This is a genomic window from Paenibacillus phyllosphaerae, assembly GCF_014192105.1.
GTDB lineage: Bacteria > Bacillota > Bacilli > Paenibacillales > Paenibacillaceae > Paenibacillus_Z > Paenibacillus_Z phyllosphaerae.
The window spans coordinates 13,054-28,982 of record NZ_JACHXK010000039.1 but is presented as its reverse complement, the minus strand read 5'-3'; the positions used below and the strand labels follow the sequence as shown (position 1 = coordinate 28,982).

Genomic DNA, 15,929 nt, shown 5'->3' with positions numbered 1-15,929 from the left:
CATGCAGCATTCCGCTACTTCGAAGGAGCTTGTTCAGCTCATTCTAAATACTAGCTATAAAACATATCGCTCATTGTTCAGTTTTCAAGGAACAAGTGATAATTGATTTGAGCGACCAACAGGTCGTTCATCATTTATCAAGTTTCTTTGTCATTCGCCGTTTTTTGCGGCCGAGTGACATCATATCATGTTCGTCTCACAGTTGCAACCTCTATTTTCTTGGTCTCTCGTAATTAAGAAACCAATGAAACTAGGTTTGCTTCCCGTGTCCGCTCGTCGTTCTCAGCGGCGGAATGACATCATACCATGTTTCGTTTCACAGTTTCAACCGCTAGTTTCTTCCATTCACGCAACCGAGTTACTACTGAAACTAGATAAGATGGCCATACCCGCCTCACCGTTCTTTCAGCGGCGGAATGTTAGAATATCATGTTTCATGGACGACATACAACTGGGAAATCCACCCTGCTAAAGGTCAAGTGTAGCCCCCTGTTTTCGTATCTATTATGACGCCCTCTTTGCTTAGTTTACTTCACACATGTTCTCTTTCCTCTTTGGGAAGACTGGATTATAACGAAGAGGAGGAAACAAAATTGGATCGAACACCTGATGAAGTAAGAGTATATAAGAACACTGACGAAGGATCCGAGTTTATTGTGGAGGCCTTTGTAACGATCGATAACGTATCAACCTGGGTCAAAGCCCATGTGTCCGAAAAACAAGTCATCGATCTAAAGAGCCAACTAGACTCTCTTCTCGAATAAATGGCCTGTTGGTTGGCTTCAGCCGAATAATATTCTCATACGTGAGGTGTGAATCTTTTGAAAAAAAGTACAACCATTAAGAAGCAGAATGTAACGTCGAACGCGACAATCGTTGAACACTTACTAACCAATAAAGTCCCTCAAGATAAGCAGCAACATATGAACAACAATTAACTTGTTACAAATGAATCAAACGCGGCTTATAAAAAGCATCAACCCACTATGCTCCTGGCATATGGACACGCCTCTTTCCCTCTAATAACGAACCGATGAAGATCGCCTTCATGGCGATTATCGAACACAAAATACAAGATGACTACCCGTTAGTCGAGCCGAACAAGCTCGGCTTTTTCATATCTAGGGCTTCCTTCAGATTTAGTGAGAATGACATTCACCGAACGGTGCTATATTTGCCGAAGATCTACATCCAAACGACGATGCAGGCCGGTAAAGGTAGTAATGTTCTCAAGCGGCGCAGCGAGCAGGGCCCGAATAATCCCTTGTCTGCAGTGCCCATCGGCACCTCGGGGTGAGCGACTTCTCAATTCCTTCGCATACGGTCGTAAGTCAAGAGAACCGAAGAAATATAGGTAAGCGTTCTTTGGATTCAAGTTTTTGCAGTTCCTCGAAGGAAAATAGGCTTCTTGGAAATATACAAAAGAGACTTCCTCCTTTGGGGTTTTTCGGTTTGGTCACCGAAAAACTTCTCCAAATTGGGGTGAAGTCCCTTTTTTATGTCCAGAGATCCTTGTCGCACAAGAGCACCGATTTATGCAAAATGCTCACATATATGTTCTTGTCACCGACAGGCAGCTTCGAATGAAAACATTCTACCCTATGCCAAATTCCACGCCTCATGAATCTTAGGAACGTCCGAGATCAGCTGCTGAGTATACCGGTGCTTCGGATTAATAATGACCTCTTCGGCTTCACCGGATTCGACGATCCGGCCCTTTTTCATAATATAGATTGTGTCGCTGACATAATAGGCAAGCCCCACATCGTGCGTGATGAAGATGATCGTCATGTTATTCTCGCTGCGCTTGAGCAGCATATCAAGAATTGTCGACCTTGAGCAGGCGTCGATCATCGAAGTCGGCTCGTCGGCGATCAGAATTTTCGGATGCAGCATGAAGATCCGGGCGATCATCAGCCGCTGCATCTGCCCGCCTGACAGCTCGAAGGGGTATTTGTTGTACAGCTCCTCGAACTTCAAATTGACGAACGAGCATGCTTCTTTCATCTTGTTGAACTGCTCCTCCTTGGACAGAGTCAGCCCGCGAAGAGAGATGCAATCTAGCAGCAGCTTCTCAACCTTATGGAACAGATTGAACGAGGAGAAGGGATCCTGGAAAATAGCCTGAATATCCTTCCAATACTTCTTGCGGTCAGCATGATTGCGCAGCTTTCGCGCTTGGCCTCTATAGGCGATCGTACCATTCGTCTCCTTCAAGAGCCCCATAAGAATCTTCGCAAGTGTCGTCTTGCCACTTCCGCTCTCGCCGACGATGGAGATAATCTCACCTTCATGGAAGGCAAAATCGACTTCGTTCACCGCCGCCTTCGTTTTCTTCCCGTAGCTGAACACCTTCGTGACGTTCGATCCTTGCAGCAGCACCTCACCTTTGTTCATTCGCATACCACCCTTTCAAGGTGTCTTCGTCAAAGAGGCAGCGGTAGACACGCTCGCCTACATGACGGTTCCCGATCTTTCCTTGGCGGCAGGCATTGGTGGTGAACGTACAGCGCTCGGCGAATCTGCATCCTTCCGGAACATGCTTCAAATTCGGCGGTGCGCCTGGAATGGCTGCCAGCTTATGCTCCTTCATCCCTTCTTCCGGGACGATGATGGAGCCCATCAGCCGTTTCGTATAAGGATGGATCGGGTCGAAAATCATCTGATGCGCCGTTCCCCGCTCCACGATTTCCCCTGCGTACATGACATAATATCGTCGGTGACGTGGTAGAGCAGCGGAAGCTCGTGGGTGATGAAGACGAGCGACTGTATCAGCTTTTTATCCAGCAGCTCCTTAAGCAGACGGATGACCGCTTTCTGCGACGTGACGTCAAGCGCGGAAGTCGGTTCATCGGCCACGAGCACCTTCGGATTGAGAATGGACGAGATCGCAATGACCGTCCTCTGCTTCATCCCTCCGGAGAGCTCATTCGGATACGATTTCAGGACATCCGGCGAAAGATGCAGCATCTGTAACCGTTCGGCCGCCATATCATATACTTGTTTCTTGGTCAGCTCTGGCCGGTGCTCCTTCATCATATCCTCGATAAAATGAATGATTTTGAGCGTCGGATTGAGCGCATTCATTGCGGCCTGCGGAATATAAGCAATCTCCCTGCCCAGAATCATCTTGCGCAGCTGGTCCTTATTCAGCTTCATAATATCGATGTCATTGACCTTGATCGAACCGCTCCCGTAATGAAGCGGAGGAAAATAAAATCCCATCAGACTCAGCGCTAGCGTCGACTTGCCGCAGCCGGATTCGCCCGCAATGCCGAGCGTCTTGCCCTCCTCGATCGCGAAACTTACGCCATCCACTGCATACACATTCTCTTTGAGCCTTGTTTTATAATAGGTCTTCAGCTCTTGGACCTCCAGAATATTCCGCTTCGGAACCGGCTCTGGAGCAACTTCGAGTTTACGCGCATGTTCGCTCATGGGACTAGCTCCTTATTTTAGGATTGAAGATTTCGTCCATGCCCGTATTGATCATATATAAGGAAAACGTAATAATCGCAATCGAGAACGCGGCAGGGATGAATGCCCACCAGGCGCCGGCTACAGGAGCCTCGAACACGAGCGTCCAGTTCATGATGATGCCGAGCGATATCGTATTGTACGGTCCAAGACCTAGCATGGAGATCGAAGCTTCCGCCAGAATGCCGGATGCCACCTGTAGAATAAAGGCCATGACGACATAGGAGGCGATATACGGCAAAATTTCAAATAGAATGATCCGGGACGTGCTATGACCGGAAATTTTCGCGATATTGACGGATCCCGGTTGCGCAGCGACGTTGTCTGTGCTCTGACGGCCCGGGCTGTCCACGGCCAGCTCGTAAGACCGATGATCATCGCCACGATGAGCGAGCTGCGAGAATTCAAGCTGACCGAAATCAGAATGAGAATAATGAACGATAGAATGACGATGAACATATTGGTAACCGCTGTGAGGATGTTGTCGACTAGCCCGCCGATGTATCCGGAGGCTAATCCGATCACCAGCCCGATCGCGGTTGCGACAACCCCGGCCACCAGACCAACGATGATCGATGTGCGAATCCCATAGACGAGCTCCAGAAACAAATCCCTGCCGAAGTTGTCGGATCCGAGCAGCAAGCCGTTACCCGGGGGCTGGAAGGCCAGCGCCATCATCTCGAGCGGATCGCCCCGGTTGATAAGCGGATAAATGACGACCAGCAAAATCATCAGCACGGTCGTAATCGCGCCCAGCAGGAACTTCGGCGATCGCATCAGAATGCCGATGGAATGCGTCATATCAATTCTCCTCCATTTGCGCGGCCTTAATGCGAGGATCTACAATGCCGTAGATGATCTCGATCGTAAAATTCGCAAGCAGCACGGTGATGGCGATGAGCAGTGTACAGCCGGAAATCAGCGGATAATCAAGCTGACGGATCGCGGTAAACAGCCATGTTCCAATGCCCGGATAACTGAAGACGATGGTCGCAGATCAAGGAGCCTCCGACCATTGTGCCGATCGATAAGGCAAGACCTGTAATCTGCGGCAGCATTGCGTTCTTGAATACATAACGGGCAACGCGGGAATCACGAATGCCGAGAAGCTTGCTGTACAACACGTAATCAGCGTTCAGCTCATAGATGGACATCTCCCGCATCCCGATCGCCTGTCCGCCAATCGTCACGAGCACGATCGACAGGAAAGGAAGCGTATGATGGCGGATCACCGACAGGAAGAAATCCAAACTCATATGCGGTACCATTTGGTAATCGTAGCCGCCCGACATCTGGAACCATTTCAGCGTAATGCCGAACAGGTACAGCATGATAATCGCGAGCGTAAAGAACGGAATCGAGTTGACGAACAGGACAATCGGAAAGAGCGCACGGTCGAATACGCCTTTGCGGTAAGCCGCGACTGCGCCAAGCACATTCCCCAGAATCCATCCAACCAGAATGGCCGGCAGCTGAAGGCCGATCGTCCACGGTACGGCAGAAGCAAGAATGCTGGATACCTGCCTTGGATATAAGCCGAATGAAGTGCCAAGATCGCCGGTGAACAGATTTTTCAGATGGATTCCGAATTGGACGATGATCGGCTTATCGACACCGAATTCCTTCATGAAATTATCGTATACCTTCTTGATCGAGTCGCTGTCCGTCATCCCTTGCGATACTTGCGTGGCTATCGTACTGACAGGGTTGCCTTCGATCATCCTCGGGAGCAAGAAATTCAGAATGAGCGCAATGAGCAGCGTCAGGAGATACCAGCCTGATTTCTTCACAAAATACTACCTGGTATTAGCATTCAAACTTAAGCTCACCTCCGGATATGAATTGGTCAAGGAGGGCCTATACCGGGGACGCCCCCATATAGGCCCTGACAGGATTAGTTCGTGATTTGATACAAAGCGCGGATACCTGCGCCATCGATCGCGATTTGCGGCGGAATATTGCTGCCGTCCCCATCGACCGGGAAGCCCTTCCATACCGATTCATTGACGGTATAGAACACCCAAGGACGGTACATCAACGGAATGGACGGTACGTCTTTCAGCCAAATTTGCGTCAGCTCGGTATACAGCGCTTTTGCTTCCGCGCCTTCAACCGTCGGGATTTTATCGATGATTTGATCGGCTCTCTCATTTTTGTAGCGGCCCCAGTTCCAGAACGCCATCTCGCCGATCGGCGCAACGCCTTTGGAGTACATGATCGTTCTTGAGCGGTTCCAAGGGTTGGCCGGGGTGACGTTGCCGGCCGGCGTATTCATGATAATGTCGAATTTGCCGGTCTGCAGATCATTGGTCCATACAGGCGCTTCAGGGAATTTGGTGCGGATCTCAATGCCGATCGCTTTCGCGCTCTGCGCCACGATCTCAAGCGCTGCATTCCAGTCCGACCAGCCGTACGGACATTCCACCTCGAACGGTCCAAGACGCTCGCCGTTCAATACGCGGATGCCATCCTTGCCTTTCTTCGCGCCGATGCTGTCAAGCAGCTTGTTGGCCGCTTCTACATCTGTCGTCCATTGCAACGATTTAATTGCGTCTTGATCCAACAGACTCGATTCGGCCGGCGTATCAAGCGTAAGCGAAGGCTTCATATCCGCCGAATAGCCGCTCATCGCCAGCTGGGATATTTTCTTATAATCAATCGCCATCGCGATCGCTTTGCGTACGTCGGCATTATCAAGCCCCTTCTTCGTCATATTGAAGAAGATGGATGGCATCGAGCCCGGCAGGTAGTAAGGCGCGTCCTTCAGATACGTTTTGACCGGTGCGCCGCCTTCCCACATTTTCCATACTTGAGGAGTGAATTGCTGCGAGACGTCGACTTGGCCATTCTTAAAGGCGAGGTCGCCTGCCGCGTTGTCTTTGTAGATGACATGCGTAATATATTTCGGCGCCGGCAGCTTGCCGAACAGCGCTTTGCCCCAATAATTGTCATCGCGCACAACCGTAATTTTCTGATCGTTGTAGAAGTGCATTTTGTACGGACCTGTACCGACTGGGTTCTCATTGAACTCCTTACGGATTTCCGCCAAAACGTTATTCGCTTTGGTTTCGATTGCCTCCCAAATATGTTTCGGAAGCATCGGAATCAGCTCAATACTTTCGGTAACGGTCAATTTGTTCGGATTCGCCGGGTTCAAGGTGATCTTCACCGCATTCGGCCCGTCTGCGGTTACATCTTGAATGTAGTCCCAATAGCTGCTCCAGTTGATCTCATACTTTTGGCCAAGCTTATAGGTATACACCACGTCGTCGGAGGTGAATGGCTTGCCGTCGTTCATGTTGATCATGAAGAGCGTTTCATAGACCAGCTCGCGGGAATTCCCATAGTTGATCGGGAAGGCGGGTTGCCGCTGATCAGGTTAAAGTTCGTAGGCGCCCCCCATTGCAGACCGCTTATGTAAAGAGTCTCGTTCCGAGGCGTTTCTTTGGCGTTATTCGCCGGCTTATCGGTTTCCTTCTGTTCATTATTGGTCGTCGCAGGTTGGTCTGCAGGCTTGTTGTCTTCTTTGACGGTATTAGTAGTTGAAGGCAGCGCTTCCTGGGAGTTCGTACATGCGGCCAGCATCGAGACTGTCATCAGCAAAGCTATTAGCGCAGCTGTAATCGCTCTTCTTTTCATGTGACCTCTCCAATCGTCGAATGGTTGTCATCCCTCATATCGAACTTGTCAAACCTTCGTTCTATGTGCTCCCCCATACCACTTTCCGCTTGAATTTTCAACTAAGTAACCGCTTACAAAAACTAGTATAAGGCCGGTTTTGCGTGGCGATAATCCCTGTATTTTTGTGATTATATCTAAATTTCGGGCCCACCCCTACAGTATGGTTTCATACAGGATAGCAGTCGGAAACGTTCAATCGGCGTACGACACAAAAAAGCCGCTTCGTGAAAGCGGCTTTTTGTTAATTTCTTGTTAGTTTCAGTAAGCGAGGGATATTTCTTATCCGCCTGTTTCGTCAAGATCCACGTTATAACCAATATCCCGCGCTTAAAATAATGCAGTTTCTCGTGGGTTAACGCTCGATGCGCTTCCCATCCTGCGTCACTATACGCGCAGAACTGACGGTCCAGCGCGTTTTTTATAATTTCAGGAGACTTGAGAGGGATAATGAATTAGGCCATCAAAAAAACTTACCCCCCTTCCGGCGAACGGTCGTACCGATACGCAGCCTGAATGCTGTTTGCCGCCTCCTCCCGCGTAAGGGAGGAGCCCGGCATGATCAGGTGCTGCAGCTCTTCATTCAGCACTTGCACAACGTCAGGCGGCAGCCGCACATCATACACCGGCGTGAGCTGTACGCTGTCCAGCAAGACGATATATTCACTGAATAAGGGTGGCGAGGCTTGGTCGCGGATGGTGGCAAACGATCCCGAGATATCGCCTTTGGCTGCCATCTCGTTCGCGGCCGTATCGCCTGTCAAATACTTAATCAGCTTAACGGCTGCTTGCAGTTTTTCCCCTTTCAAATTCGCATTCAACGCAATTCCCCAACCGGATCCGCCGGCAGAGGATAGCGGGAGGCCTGCTCCTCCTGGAACTTGCGGCAGAACAGACAAATGCGTCTGCTCAAGAATAGCAGGCGGCGCATCGGCAATTACGGAGGACACCGCCCATCCCCCTTCGAGGAACATCGCAGCCTTCCCCTGGTAATAAGCTTCACGCTGTTGAAAGTTATCGAGTCGGTTCATATCGTCATTGAAGGCTCCCACGTCCGATAGCTGCTTGATCGCGGCTAGCGTCTGAACGAAAGGCTGGTCCGTGAAAGCCGGTCCTTTGCGCCCTACAATCCCGTCGAACCACGCCGTGCCGGTAAAGCGGTCGCCAAGCGCGCTCAGCAGACAGGAACCTGCAACCCATTGATCCTTATTCCCCATCGAGATCGGGGTTATGCCAAGCGACCGGATCCTCGGAATCGCATCCAGGAAATCCTCCCAAGTCGACGGAAATGCTGAATAGCCTGCCCGCTTGAAAATGTCTGCATTATAATAAATGACCGACGTTAACGTCATTTGCATTGGAATCGCAGTCGTTTGTCCATCGAACCGGAAATCGTCGAACGCATTCGGACGAAAGCCCTTTTTCCAGACCGGATCCTATTCCAGAAGCTCATCGACCGGCATGATCAGCTTATTGTCCAACAGCATTCGGGCGTCGGAACCAAGCAGCATGAAGACATCCGGCAGCGCATTGGCAGCGGCGAGCGTCTTGATTTTCACCTTCAGCGACGCATTATCAAGGACATCCTCAGACAGTGTGATTGCGGGATTGTCCTGAACGAACCGCTCGACGAGCGAACGGTGAACCGAATCGACTGCGGTTGTCGAAGTTGCCGTCCATGAATGTGCCAACGTCAACGTAACACCCGCATTCTCATCGGCTGCAGGCATATAGTCGCCTTCAGCCTCCAACGAATATGGAACCTTGGCACATCCTCCTAGCAGCAAGATACTAAAGCAAGCAGCCAACATGGCAGCAGGTAACTTCGAAGCTCGGAACACGTCAATCCCCCTATTCACGTTTGAAGATTAGAGGCGGCTATTTTTTCCGGTAGTCCCTCGGCGAGCTACCGGTATGCCGTTTGAACATCAAGGAGAAATATTTGTAATCCGGATAGCCTACCTGCTCAGCAACTTCGTACGTCTTCATCCAGGTATGACGCAGAAGCTTCTTCGCTTCCTCCATGCGCAGATGGTTAAGCCATTTGATGAAGGTGACACCCATTTCCTCTTTGAATACTTTGCTTAGATGGGCGGGAGTGACGCGAACGTGAGCCGCCACTTCGTTCAGACCTATCGGCTCCCCGTAATGCTTGGTCATATAGAGAATTGCTTCTTTCACGATTTTAGGCGGTTGGCCTGTCAGCGCAGTCTCGATCTGCAGCGCATCATTCCGAGATAGCGGATCACGCTTGAACTCCCTCCAGTCGATCAACTCGCCTTTTCCCTGGAAGCTCTTCCCGGAAAGCGCACGGAAGGCCGATTCGTAGCTATGCCCAATCCGACGACAGGCTCACCGACACCGATCGATACTGATAGTTTGAGGAAGCGCTGCAGATTGCCTTGAATCATTTTGCACGCCTCCAGGATCGAACAAGCATCGGACAAATTAGCAAGGAGGATCATTCTCCCTGTCTTGTGAAGACTGAGGAAACCCGAGTAATAGCCGTTCAGCGTCTCCTCCGCAATGTTCATACATGCAAAGAACTTACGTTCCTCCGCCTCTGACGCTGCGTGTTGCGATGCATCATCCGGTACATCCTGCTCGATCACTGCCACCTGGTAATAAGGCCCCGTTAGGGGAGTATGCAAGGTAATCGCTTTCTCCAGCAGCTCATCGCTTACCCGCTTCCCTCCGATAAGCTCGTTCATAAGCTTGGTTCGCATCAGCGGCATATGCTCATTGATCAGCATATTCCGGTACCGCTCTCCCCGCTCGGCAAGCCTCTTGCTTCGCAGCTGCTCCCGTATTCCCGTAAGTGTTGACACGAGCTTTTCTGCCAGAACTGGCTTGAGCAAATAATGCCGTACGCCGATCGCCATCGCCTCTTTCGCATATTGAAAATCTTCGTAGCCGCTAAGCAGTACCATCTCAATGTCCGGACACTCGCTTCTTACCTTCTTGGCGAGTTCAATACCGGACATCACCGGCATTTTGATGTCGGTCAGGATCAGGTCGACGTGATGCTCCTGCAGCTTGCTCCATGCCTCTTGGCCATTCCTGGCTTCCAACGTGAACGCAATATCATACTCGGACCACGCAATGGATGTCATAATCCCTTTGCGGACGATCATATCGTCATCGACCACCATCACCTTGAACATCTGGTGCCATTCCTTTCCTGAGAGGTTGCCGTACCGTTACGGTCGTGCCAAGCTGTGGCTGACTGTGAAATTCGATCCCATAACGACTGCCGTAATTGAGGCGGATCCGGTCATGAATATTACGAAGACCAAGCCCTGTATTTTGCGAGACGCATTCGTTCAGACTGCCTTGAATGACGGCCTCATCCGTCCCTACGCCATCATCTCTTACCCGATATAGCAGATCATCCCCCTCATGGAAGATCTCAATGTCGATGCGCCCGTCCCCGCCATGCGCTTCAATACCATGCCGGATCGCATTCTCAACAATCGGCTGGAGCACCATTTTGGTAACCGGGCAAGTCAGTGTATCTTCAGCAACGTCGATCGTAAAGGCAATCGTCTCCTCGTAACGTTTCTGCTGAATATGGATATAATGGCGGATGTGCTCGACCTCCTTGGCCACCGTTGTGAAACGGCTGCCCCGGTTAAGGCCGATCCGAAACAGCTGGGACAACGAGTTAATCATCGTTGATGTTTCGAAGGCTTGCTCCATCCTACTCATCCAATAAATCATATCCAGTGTGTTGTACAGAAAATGAGGATTGATCTGCTCCTCGAGCACTTTCAACTCCGCTTCCTTCTGCTTAATTTTGGATACATGAACCTCGTTGATCAGCTCGTTGAGGCGGTAGGACATTTGGTTAAACGTCCTGGCCAAGGACGTAATTTCGTCATTGCCGGTCACTTTCATCTCCAGGTTAAAATTTTCCCGTTCAACCTGCTTCATGAGCTGGCGGATTTGCTTAAGCCGCTTCAGCACGCGGGAGGCGAATAAAAGAATAAACAAGCCGCATATGAGGAGACTGATCATGATGGAATAGAGTGTCACCCGACTGATTACGTCACCTGACCTTGAGATCCAATCATATGGCGTTAGCTCGACAATTTCCCAGCCCCAATTCTCCATACGGTAATAGATTTCCAGGTAGGCTTGACCATCGATAGTCGTATTGTAATTAGAGCTTGCAGCTTCCTGTATGAGCTCCATAATTTCTCAAATTCTCTGTTGCATGAAAAGAAAATTCTCTCCTCTTTCTCTGTACGTACTCTTGGAAGAAAACAAGGCGAAGCAGCTGGAGCACACCTCTCCCTGTATGGCGTCAGAATTAGAGAGAAAACACTTCAAAAAATCCTTGATTTATCAAGGACCATTTTCAGAATTATTGATAACTACACACCTTAAAGTATTTATCTATACACCAAATTTTCACCGTTCATGATAATATCCGCATTCTAAAAATACATATTTATGCACCATACATTATTACATTATTTCACAATTATTGACCATTCCCAGGCACTCGACATCGCCGGGGCTGTTTAACAATGTTTGGAAGTTTAATCTGCTTTCAATAGAGAATTTGCTAAGTTTATCTACAAATATTAGGGAGTTTTATTGGGAGGTACTTTAGGAATCAACATTATCATTGGGGATATGTTTCGGGGCCACTTACGAGGCGAGGTGTTGATAATAAAGTATTATGGACACAAATTCCATCTTTTATACATCAGTCCTCTTGCGCTTTCTTCGTTCTTCACTCTCTACACCAGGAATAATACCGATAAATCCCATCTCCTCACGGACAATGCACTATGCTTCAGCAATGCACTTCCGCCACCTCGCAGTGTGCTGGAGACTTTCACTCCTTAGTCGGCGCGCTGCCAAGCGCACAAGAAATAAGCTCAAACGTCGGTCATCCCGGCGCTTGAGCCTATAGGTTCGGACCAAGGAGTTCCCCGTCTGGTCCTTTATTTACTGTTAATCAGATCCGCTTTGATTAGCAATCGCTGCAGCAAGGCAGCGGTCTCGGCGCGAGTAAGCTTACCGGACGGATTTAGCCGCGACGCTTCATCCCCCTGCACCACATTGTGGGAAACTGCTGTGGCAATCCCCGCCGCCGCCCAGGAGGGTACGGAGTCATTGTCTGCGAATGTCGACAAAAGGCTTGCCGCGTTGTCCATATTTACCTGTGCCAGATTGGCCTTTTGCATGGCCCGGGAGATTACAACCATAGCTTCCGCACGCGTGATGGGAGCCTTCGGTTGGAAGGTTCCGTCCACATAGCCTGCAACCAGATTATATGAGGCGGCAATGCGGGTTGAAGCCTCCAGATCCCCTAGCCCGCCAATATCCGTAAAGTCTGCAGGCTGGCCTGCACGCATGCTGTGAAGACCGAGTGCACGGGTAATCATAGCCGTAAACTCCGCACGTGTCACTGAATGGTCCGGACCGAATTGATCTTCGCTTTGTCCATTTATTACAAGACGGGAGCCTAGATCATTGACCTGTTCCTTGCTCCAATGGTTCTCCACATCCTTAAACGATTTTGGATGATAGATGACGGAATAGGTGCTGTTGGTCATACTGTTGATCTGGGCATAGTAAGTGCCGTTCTTTAACGTGATCTTAGTCGGTACATGCGTCAAGCCTAGATCGTCATTGACAACAACGCCGGTTGTAATTTGCCTAGGGTCTATTCCATCCGGGATGGCAATCTGGCGCTCCACATATTGATTAAATTGCTTGACCTCCACCTTCTTGGAGCCGTAAGTCGCCTCCACCTTGAAGTCAACAGGCACACCTACCACACTCACTCCTTTGGCAGAGGCCGCCTCCATCACAAGGCTTTTCTTGATCGGATCGGATTCTGCAATCTCCACACTGACCTTGATATCCTGGAGCTCGACCTGTTGACCTACCTGCTTGGAGATGGTATCAATGTTAATCTGTGCTGCGGGAAGTGTGTATTGGGCTTTCTCGGTTTGAATCTGCAGCACCATATCCTTGGTCTCCATCGCCTTAACTGTCTTGCCGTTCAATTCAGCTACGGCAACCTCCGGATTTCCGGCAACCGGAATTGTAACGGTTTTCTGAGGCTGGGTCTCCAGCTGGGCAAGAAGCTTTTCATTATCAACGGCAACCGTTGTTACAACCCGGTTGTTCTCCTTGGTGGTCTCCACCTTCACAGGAACGTCCGCTGTCTTCTGTTCGACCTTAGTCGTTGGAGGCGGCTCCGGTCGATAGGTTGTTACGATTTCCCCCTTTACCACCTCGTAAGAAAGCTTATTGCCGTCGATATCGGTCAGGAGGAAATTTTCCTCATTTAAAGTGTCTACTTCCAGCAAGCTTTTACCGCTTGGCTGCGGTTTTTTATTTTTTAGCCCCACATAGAAAAGGACTTGAGCCTTCGTAATCGGATGATCACCGCCGCTGGCATCTGCCCAGATTACCCGCACCCAACCGGCGGTATTGTCGGCTTTGTACTGCATGCAGCCTTCGGGAGAATCTGCGCAGCTGCCGCTGTCATCGTTCAGCTTTCCGTATTGGGGAAGAATATCCGTAATCTCGTAAATAGAAGGATCGAAGTTCACTTCGATGCCGTAAGACGCAACCCCTTTGGACGGCTGGTGCAAATAAACCGGGATATAAGCCCGCTCCCCAAGATATTGGGTGACCGATCCGATAGTAACCTTCCCTGTTGGCACCGCATCCGTGCTAGCAGCCGACGCCTGATAAGCAGGCAGGCTTAGTAAGCCTGCTGCTATCAGAACGGCTGCCATGGATCGTAGCTTGCTGGTTCTGGACTTTTTCATGGCAACCTCCACCAATGTATGACTTTCCTTTTTTCCAATATGCCTTATTGTGTGTGCCTGCCTAAGAACATGAACGTATCTTTGGGGTAGGAATCCCACTCGTTCACCGAAAAGGTTGTCGAGCCCTTCATCGTGTTTTTCTTCCGGACCAGAGTTCCTCCGCTAGTAAGAATCCCCTTCTGCGTCGTGGCCGTTGGATCGCCCACAACATCGACGATAACGCCATCCTTCTTGAGTACAAGCGCATTGAGCGTGTACCCGCTCAGTTCGAAATATGCCTCTTCATTAAAGTAGGCTGCATTTGTAATATCGAAGAAGTCGTAGAAGTTAGAATTCAATACAATATAAGGCATACCCGGATAAAACGGCAGGAAGGGAAGACTCCATACTCGGACTTGATTCGTTGCATGGACATACTGGTGGAAAAACAACTCATATCCGCTATTCATTCCTGCATTGTCAACGTTATTGCCAAACACTTGAATTGCTGCACGCCCGTTGGAGCCAATGACTACATCCGAAATATACGCAACCGTGCTTAAGTCCGCTGTTGTGAATTTCCAATCCATAGTCGTAGTCATGCCAGCCGCCGGTGTTCCCGTTGTGCTCTCAAAGGCCCATGCATCCATCTGTACATAATACTGCGTACCCGGACTTAAGGCACTGTGAGCAATCGTCACAACATTGTTCTTGATCGTCACTTTAGCGTTATCCGTGGCTGCTATCGTTTCAACCAGGTTATTGGTGGCAGCATTGTAAATCCGGATGAATTTGTTGGCAACGGCTTTTACATCTTCGGAATAGGTTAGGCTGAAGGTTGCTTCCAAGCTGCTAAGTGTTGAGTGATTAGCCGGGAACACCGTAGCTTGCGCTAAGGTTGGAGCTGCCTGGATCGACAATTCATTGGTCTGAGCATCCTGTCCGCCTGACATTGCCGAGCCTTTTACCGTGATGCTGACATGATCGAAATTGTTGGCAAAATAAGTTTTATCGAAATCAAGGATCAGGAATGCGGTATCTTCGCCCATCTTGCCCGCACCCGCTATGGTCAGTCCCTGCGGAGCCTGATTCAGGACGAAATCCGAAGCGCTCGCGGAATCCAGGAATGTATTGCCTGTCACCGTTACGTAAATGGCCGCCCCTTGCGTAAGGCTGAGCTCATCCAGTGGAGCATCTACGGTTGCGGTTACCGAGACCGCATTGATTGTTGTGAAGAACCAGCCCGTCTTGCTGGTAATACCAGCGTACTGATGGTTGGCAGCATCCAGGAAGGCACCAGGCTGTACCAGGATATAATAGCTGACCATCGGCTCTAATGCAGGATTTTGAAGAACCACTTGATTGCCTGTAATACTCACATGGCCGGTATCATCCGCTTGGTAGGTGTATACCACACTGTCATCCGAAGCCTTGTGGATCGTTATGGTTTTGCCCGCTGCAGCTGTAACGGCTTCGCTGAAGATGAGCTTCAGCTCTGTGGTGGCATCCGCATTCGAAGCAGAGGCGGCAGGGGTCAATGCTGTGACTGTCGGGTCGGTCAGATCCGGAATCGTGAAGGTCCACGTCGTCTTGCCGCTTATGCCCGCGTACGGATTGCCCGCCAGGTCCGTGAACGCCCCAGCGTCTACCTCCAGGTAGTAGCCGTTGGCATCGTCGATGCCTGGGTTAGCCAGCGTAACGGTTCCACCGCTGATTGTCACCTTGCTGGTATCGTTGGCCGCATAGGTGAACACCGCGCTGTCGTCGCTCGTCTTCCGCAGTACCACATTTTTGCCTGCCGCCGCCTTCACGTCCTCGCTGAACGTCAAGGAGATCGCACCGGTCTTGGTCATGATCGTTTCGTTGTTGGCCGGACTGGTGGTGGTTACAGTTGGAGGGGTCAGATCCGCTGTCTTGAACGCCCAGGCGGTCTTGCCTGCTATCCTCGCCATCGGGTTGCCGCTTGTGTCGGTGAACGCTCCTGCCTCTGCCTCC

General features: G+C 50.2%; 14 protein-coding genes and 3 pseudogenes. 1 reads left to right on the top strand and 16 read right to left on the bottom strand.

Going from position 1 to position 15,929, the window contains the following annotated elements; genetic code table 11:
- Positions 1 to 1,048: 1,048 nt before the first annotated feature.
- Complete coding sequence (locus FHS18_RS35515; RefSeq protein WP_183604710.1) at positions 1,049 to 1,297, top strand: hypothetical protein; 249 nt, start codon at positions 1,049 to 1,051, stop codon at positions 1,295 to 1,297.
- Here the strand turns inward: FHS18_RS35515 and FHS18_RS34780 are convergent.
- From FHS18_RS34780 to FHS18_RS33310, 16 genes and pseudogenes are all read right to left on the bottom strand, one after another.
- Positions 1,178 to 1,418 (bottom strand): annotated as a pseudogene (locus tag FHS18_RS34780) (transposase); the annotation flags it as partial. The gene FHS18_RS35515 and the pseudogene FHS18_RS34780 sit on opposite strands and share 120 nt — an antisense overlap.
- A 181-nt stretch (positions 1,419 to 1,599) precedes the next feature.
- A complete protein-coding gene (locus FHS18_RS33360) occupies positions 1,600 to 2,397 on the bottom strand; it encodes an ABC transporter ATP-binding protein (RefSeq protein ID WP_183604709.1) in 798 nt (265 codons plus the stop codon).
- Positions 2,384 to 2,686, bottom strand: a complete 303-nt coding sequence (locus FHS18_RS34775) for an oligopeptide/dipeptide ABC transporter ATP-binding protein (protein WP_343060784.1) — start codon at positions 2,684 to 2,686, stop codon at positions 2,384 to 2,386. The genes FHS18_RS33360 and FHS18_RS34775 overlap by 14 nt, the downstream gene beginning before the upstream one ends.
- Positions 2,659 to 3,438: an ATP-binding cassette domain-containing protein gene (locus FHS18_RS33355; protein ID WP_246428065.1), complete on the bottom strand. Its 780-nt coding sequence runs from the start codon at positions 3,436 to 3,438 to the stop codon at positions 2,659 to 2,661. Before FHS18_RS33355 ends, FHS18_RS34775 begins: the two co-directional genes overlap by 28 nt.
- Before the next feature lie 4 nt (positions 3,439 to 3,442).
- Complete coding sequence (locus FHS18_RS34770; RefSeq protein WP_246428064.1) at positions 3,443 to 3,718, bottom strand: hypothetical protein; 276 nt, start codon at positions 3,716 to 3,718, stop codon at positions 3,443 to 3,445.
- Complete coding sequence (locus FHS18_RS33350; protein WP_246428063.1) at positions 3,631 to 4,278, bottom strand: ABC transporter permease; 648 nt, start codon at positions 4,276 to 4,278, stop codon at positions 3,631 to 3,633. The genes FHS18_RS34770 and FHS18_RS33350 overlap by 88 nt, the downstream gene beginning before the upstream one ends.
- Before the next feature lies 1 nt (position 4,279).
- Positions 4,280 to 4,420: a hypothetical protein gene (locus tag FHS18_RS35070; protein ID WP_343060785.1), complete on the bottom strand. Its 141-nt coding sequence runs from the start codon at positions 4,418 to 4,420 to the stop codon at positions 4,280 to 4,282.
- Entirely contained in the window at positions 4,407 to 5,267 is an 861-nt protein-coding gene (locus FHS18_RS33345) for an ABC transporter permease (protein WP_343060783.1), read from the bottom strand. The genes FHS18_RS35070 and FHS18_RS33345 overlap by 14 nt, the downstream gene beginning before the upstream one ends.
- Positions 5,268 to 5,371: 104 nt before the next feature.
- Positions 5,372 to 6,933, bottom strand: a pseudogene (locus tag FHS18_RS33340) (ABC transporter substrate-binding protein); the annotation flags it as partial.
- Between the two features lie 695 nt (positions 6,934 to 7,628).
- Positions 7,629 to 8,558: pseudogene (locus FHS18_RS33335) on the bottom strand (extracellular solute-binding protein); the annotation flags it as partial.
- Between the two features lie 33 nt (positions 8,559 to 8,591).
- A complete protein-coding gene (locus FHS18_RS34760; RefSeq protein WP_246428059.1) occupies positions 8,592 to 8,996 on the bottom strand; it encodes a type 2 periplasmic-binding domain-containing protein in 405 nt (134 codons plus the stop codon).
- A gap of 37 nt (positions 8,997 to 9,033) precedes the next feature.
- Positions 9,034 to 9,429 (bottom strand): helix-turn-helix transcriptional regulator, encoded by a 396-nt coding sequence (locus FHS18_RS33330; RefSeq protein ID WP_246428058.1) that lies wholly within the window; start codon positions 9,427 to 9,429, stop codon positions 9,034 to 9,036.
- Complete coding sequence (locus tag FHS18_RS33325; protein ID WP_183604708.1) at positions 9,426 to 10,319, bottom strand: response regulator; 894 nt, start codon at positions 10,317 to 10,319, stop codon at positions 9,426 to 9,428. The genes FHS18_RS33330 and FHS18_RS33325 overlap by 4 nt, the downstream gene beginning before the upstream one ends.
- On the bottom strand, positions 10,294 to 11,349 hold the full coding sequence (locus FHS18_RS33320) for a sensor histidine kinase (protein WP_183604707.1): 1,056 nt from the start codon (positions 11,347 to 11,349) through the stop codon (positions 10,294 to 10,296). The genes FHS18_RS33325 and FHS18_RS33320 overlap by 26 nt, the downstream gene beginning before the upstream one ends.
- 761 nt (positions 11,350 to 12,110) lie before the next feature.
- Positions 12,111 to 13,955: an S-layer homology domain-containing protein gene (locus FHS18_RS33315; RefSeq protein ID WP_183604706.1), complete on the bottom strand. Its 1,845-nt coding sequence runs from the start codon at positions 13,953 to 13,955 to the stop codon at positions 12,111 to 12,113.
- A gap of 44 nt (positions 13,956 to 13,999) precedes the next feature.
- On the bottom strand, positions 14,000 to 15,929 hold a 1,930-nt coding region (locus tag FHS18_RS33310), incomplete at its 5' end, for an Ig-like domain-containing domain (protein ID WP_183604705.1).

Bases quoted from the DNA above. Each gene is read 5' to 3' on its own strand.
- FHS18_RS33320 (WP_183604707.1), bottom strand. From the start codon at position 11,349: ATGGAGCTCATACAGGAAGCTGCAAGCTCTAATTACAATACGACTATC.
- FHS18_RS33325 (WP_183604708.1), bottom strand. From the start codon at position 10,319: ATGTTCAAGGTGATGGTGGTCGATGACGATATGATCGTCCGCAAAGGG.
- FHS18_RS33315 (WP_183604706.1), bottom strand. From the start codon at position 13,955: ATGAAAAAGTCCAGAACCAGCAAGCTACGATCCATGGCAGCCGTTCTG.
- FHS18_RS33350 (WP_246428063.1), bottom strand. From the start codon at position 4,278: ATGACGCATTCCATCGGCATTCTGATGCGATCGCCGAAGTTCCTGCTG.
- FHS18_RS33360 (WP_183604709.1), bottom strand. From the start codon at position 2,397: ATGAACAAAGGTGAGGTGCTGCTGCAAGGATCGAACGTCACGAAGGTG.
- FHS18_RS33355 (WP_246428065.1), bottom strand. From the start codon at position 3,438: ATGAGCGAACATGCGCGTAAACTCGAAGTTGCTCCAGAGCCGGTTCCG.
- FHS18_RS35515 (WP_183604710.1), top strand. From the start codon at position 1,049: ATGGCGATTATCGAACACAAAATACAAGATGACTACCCGTTAGTCGAG.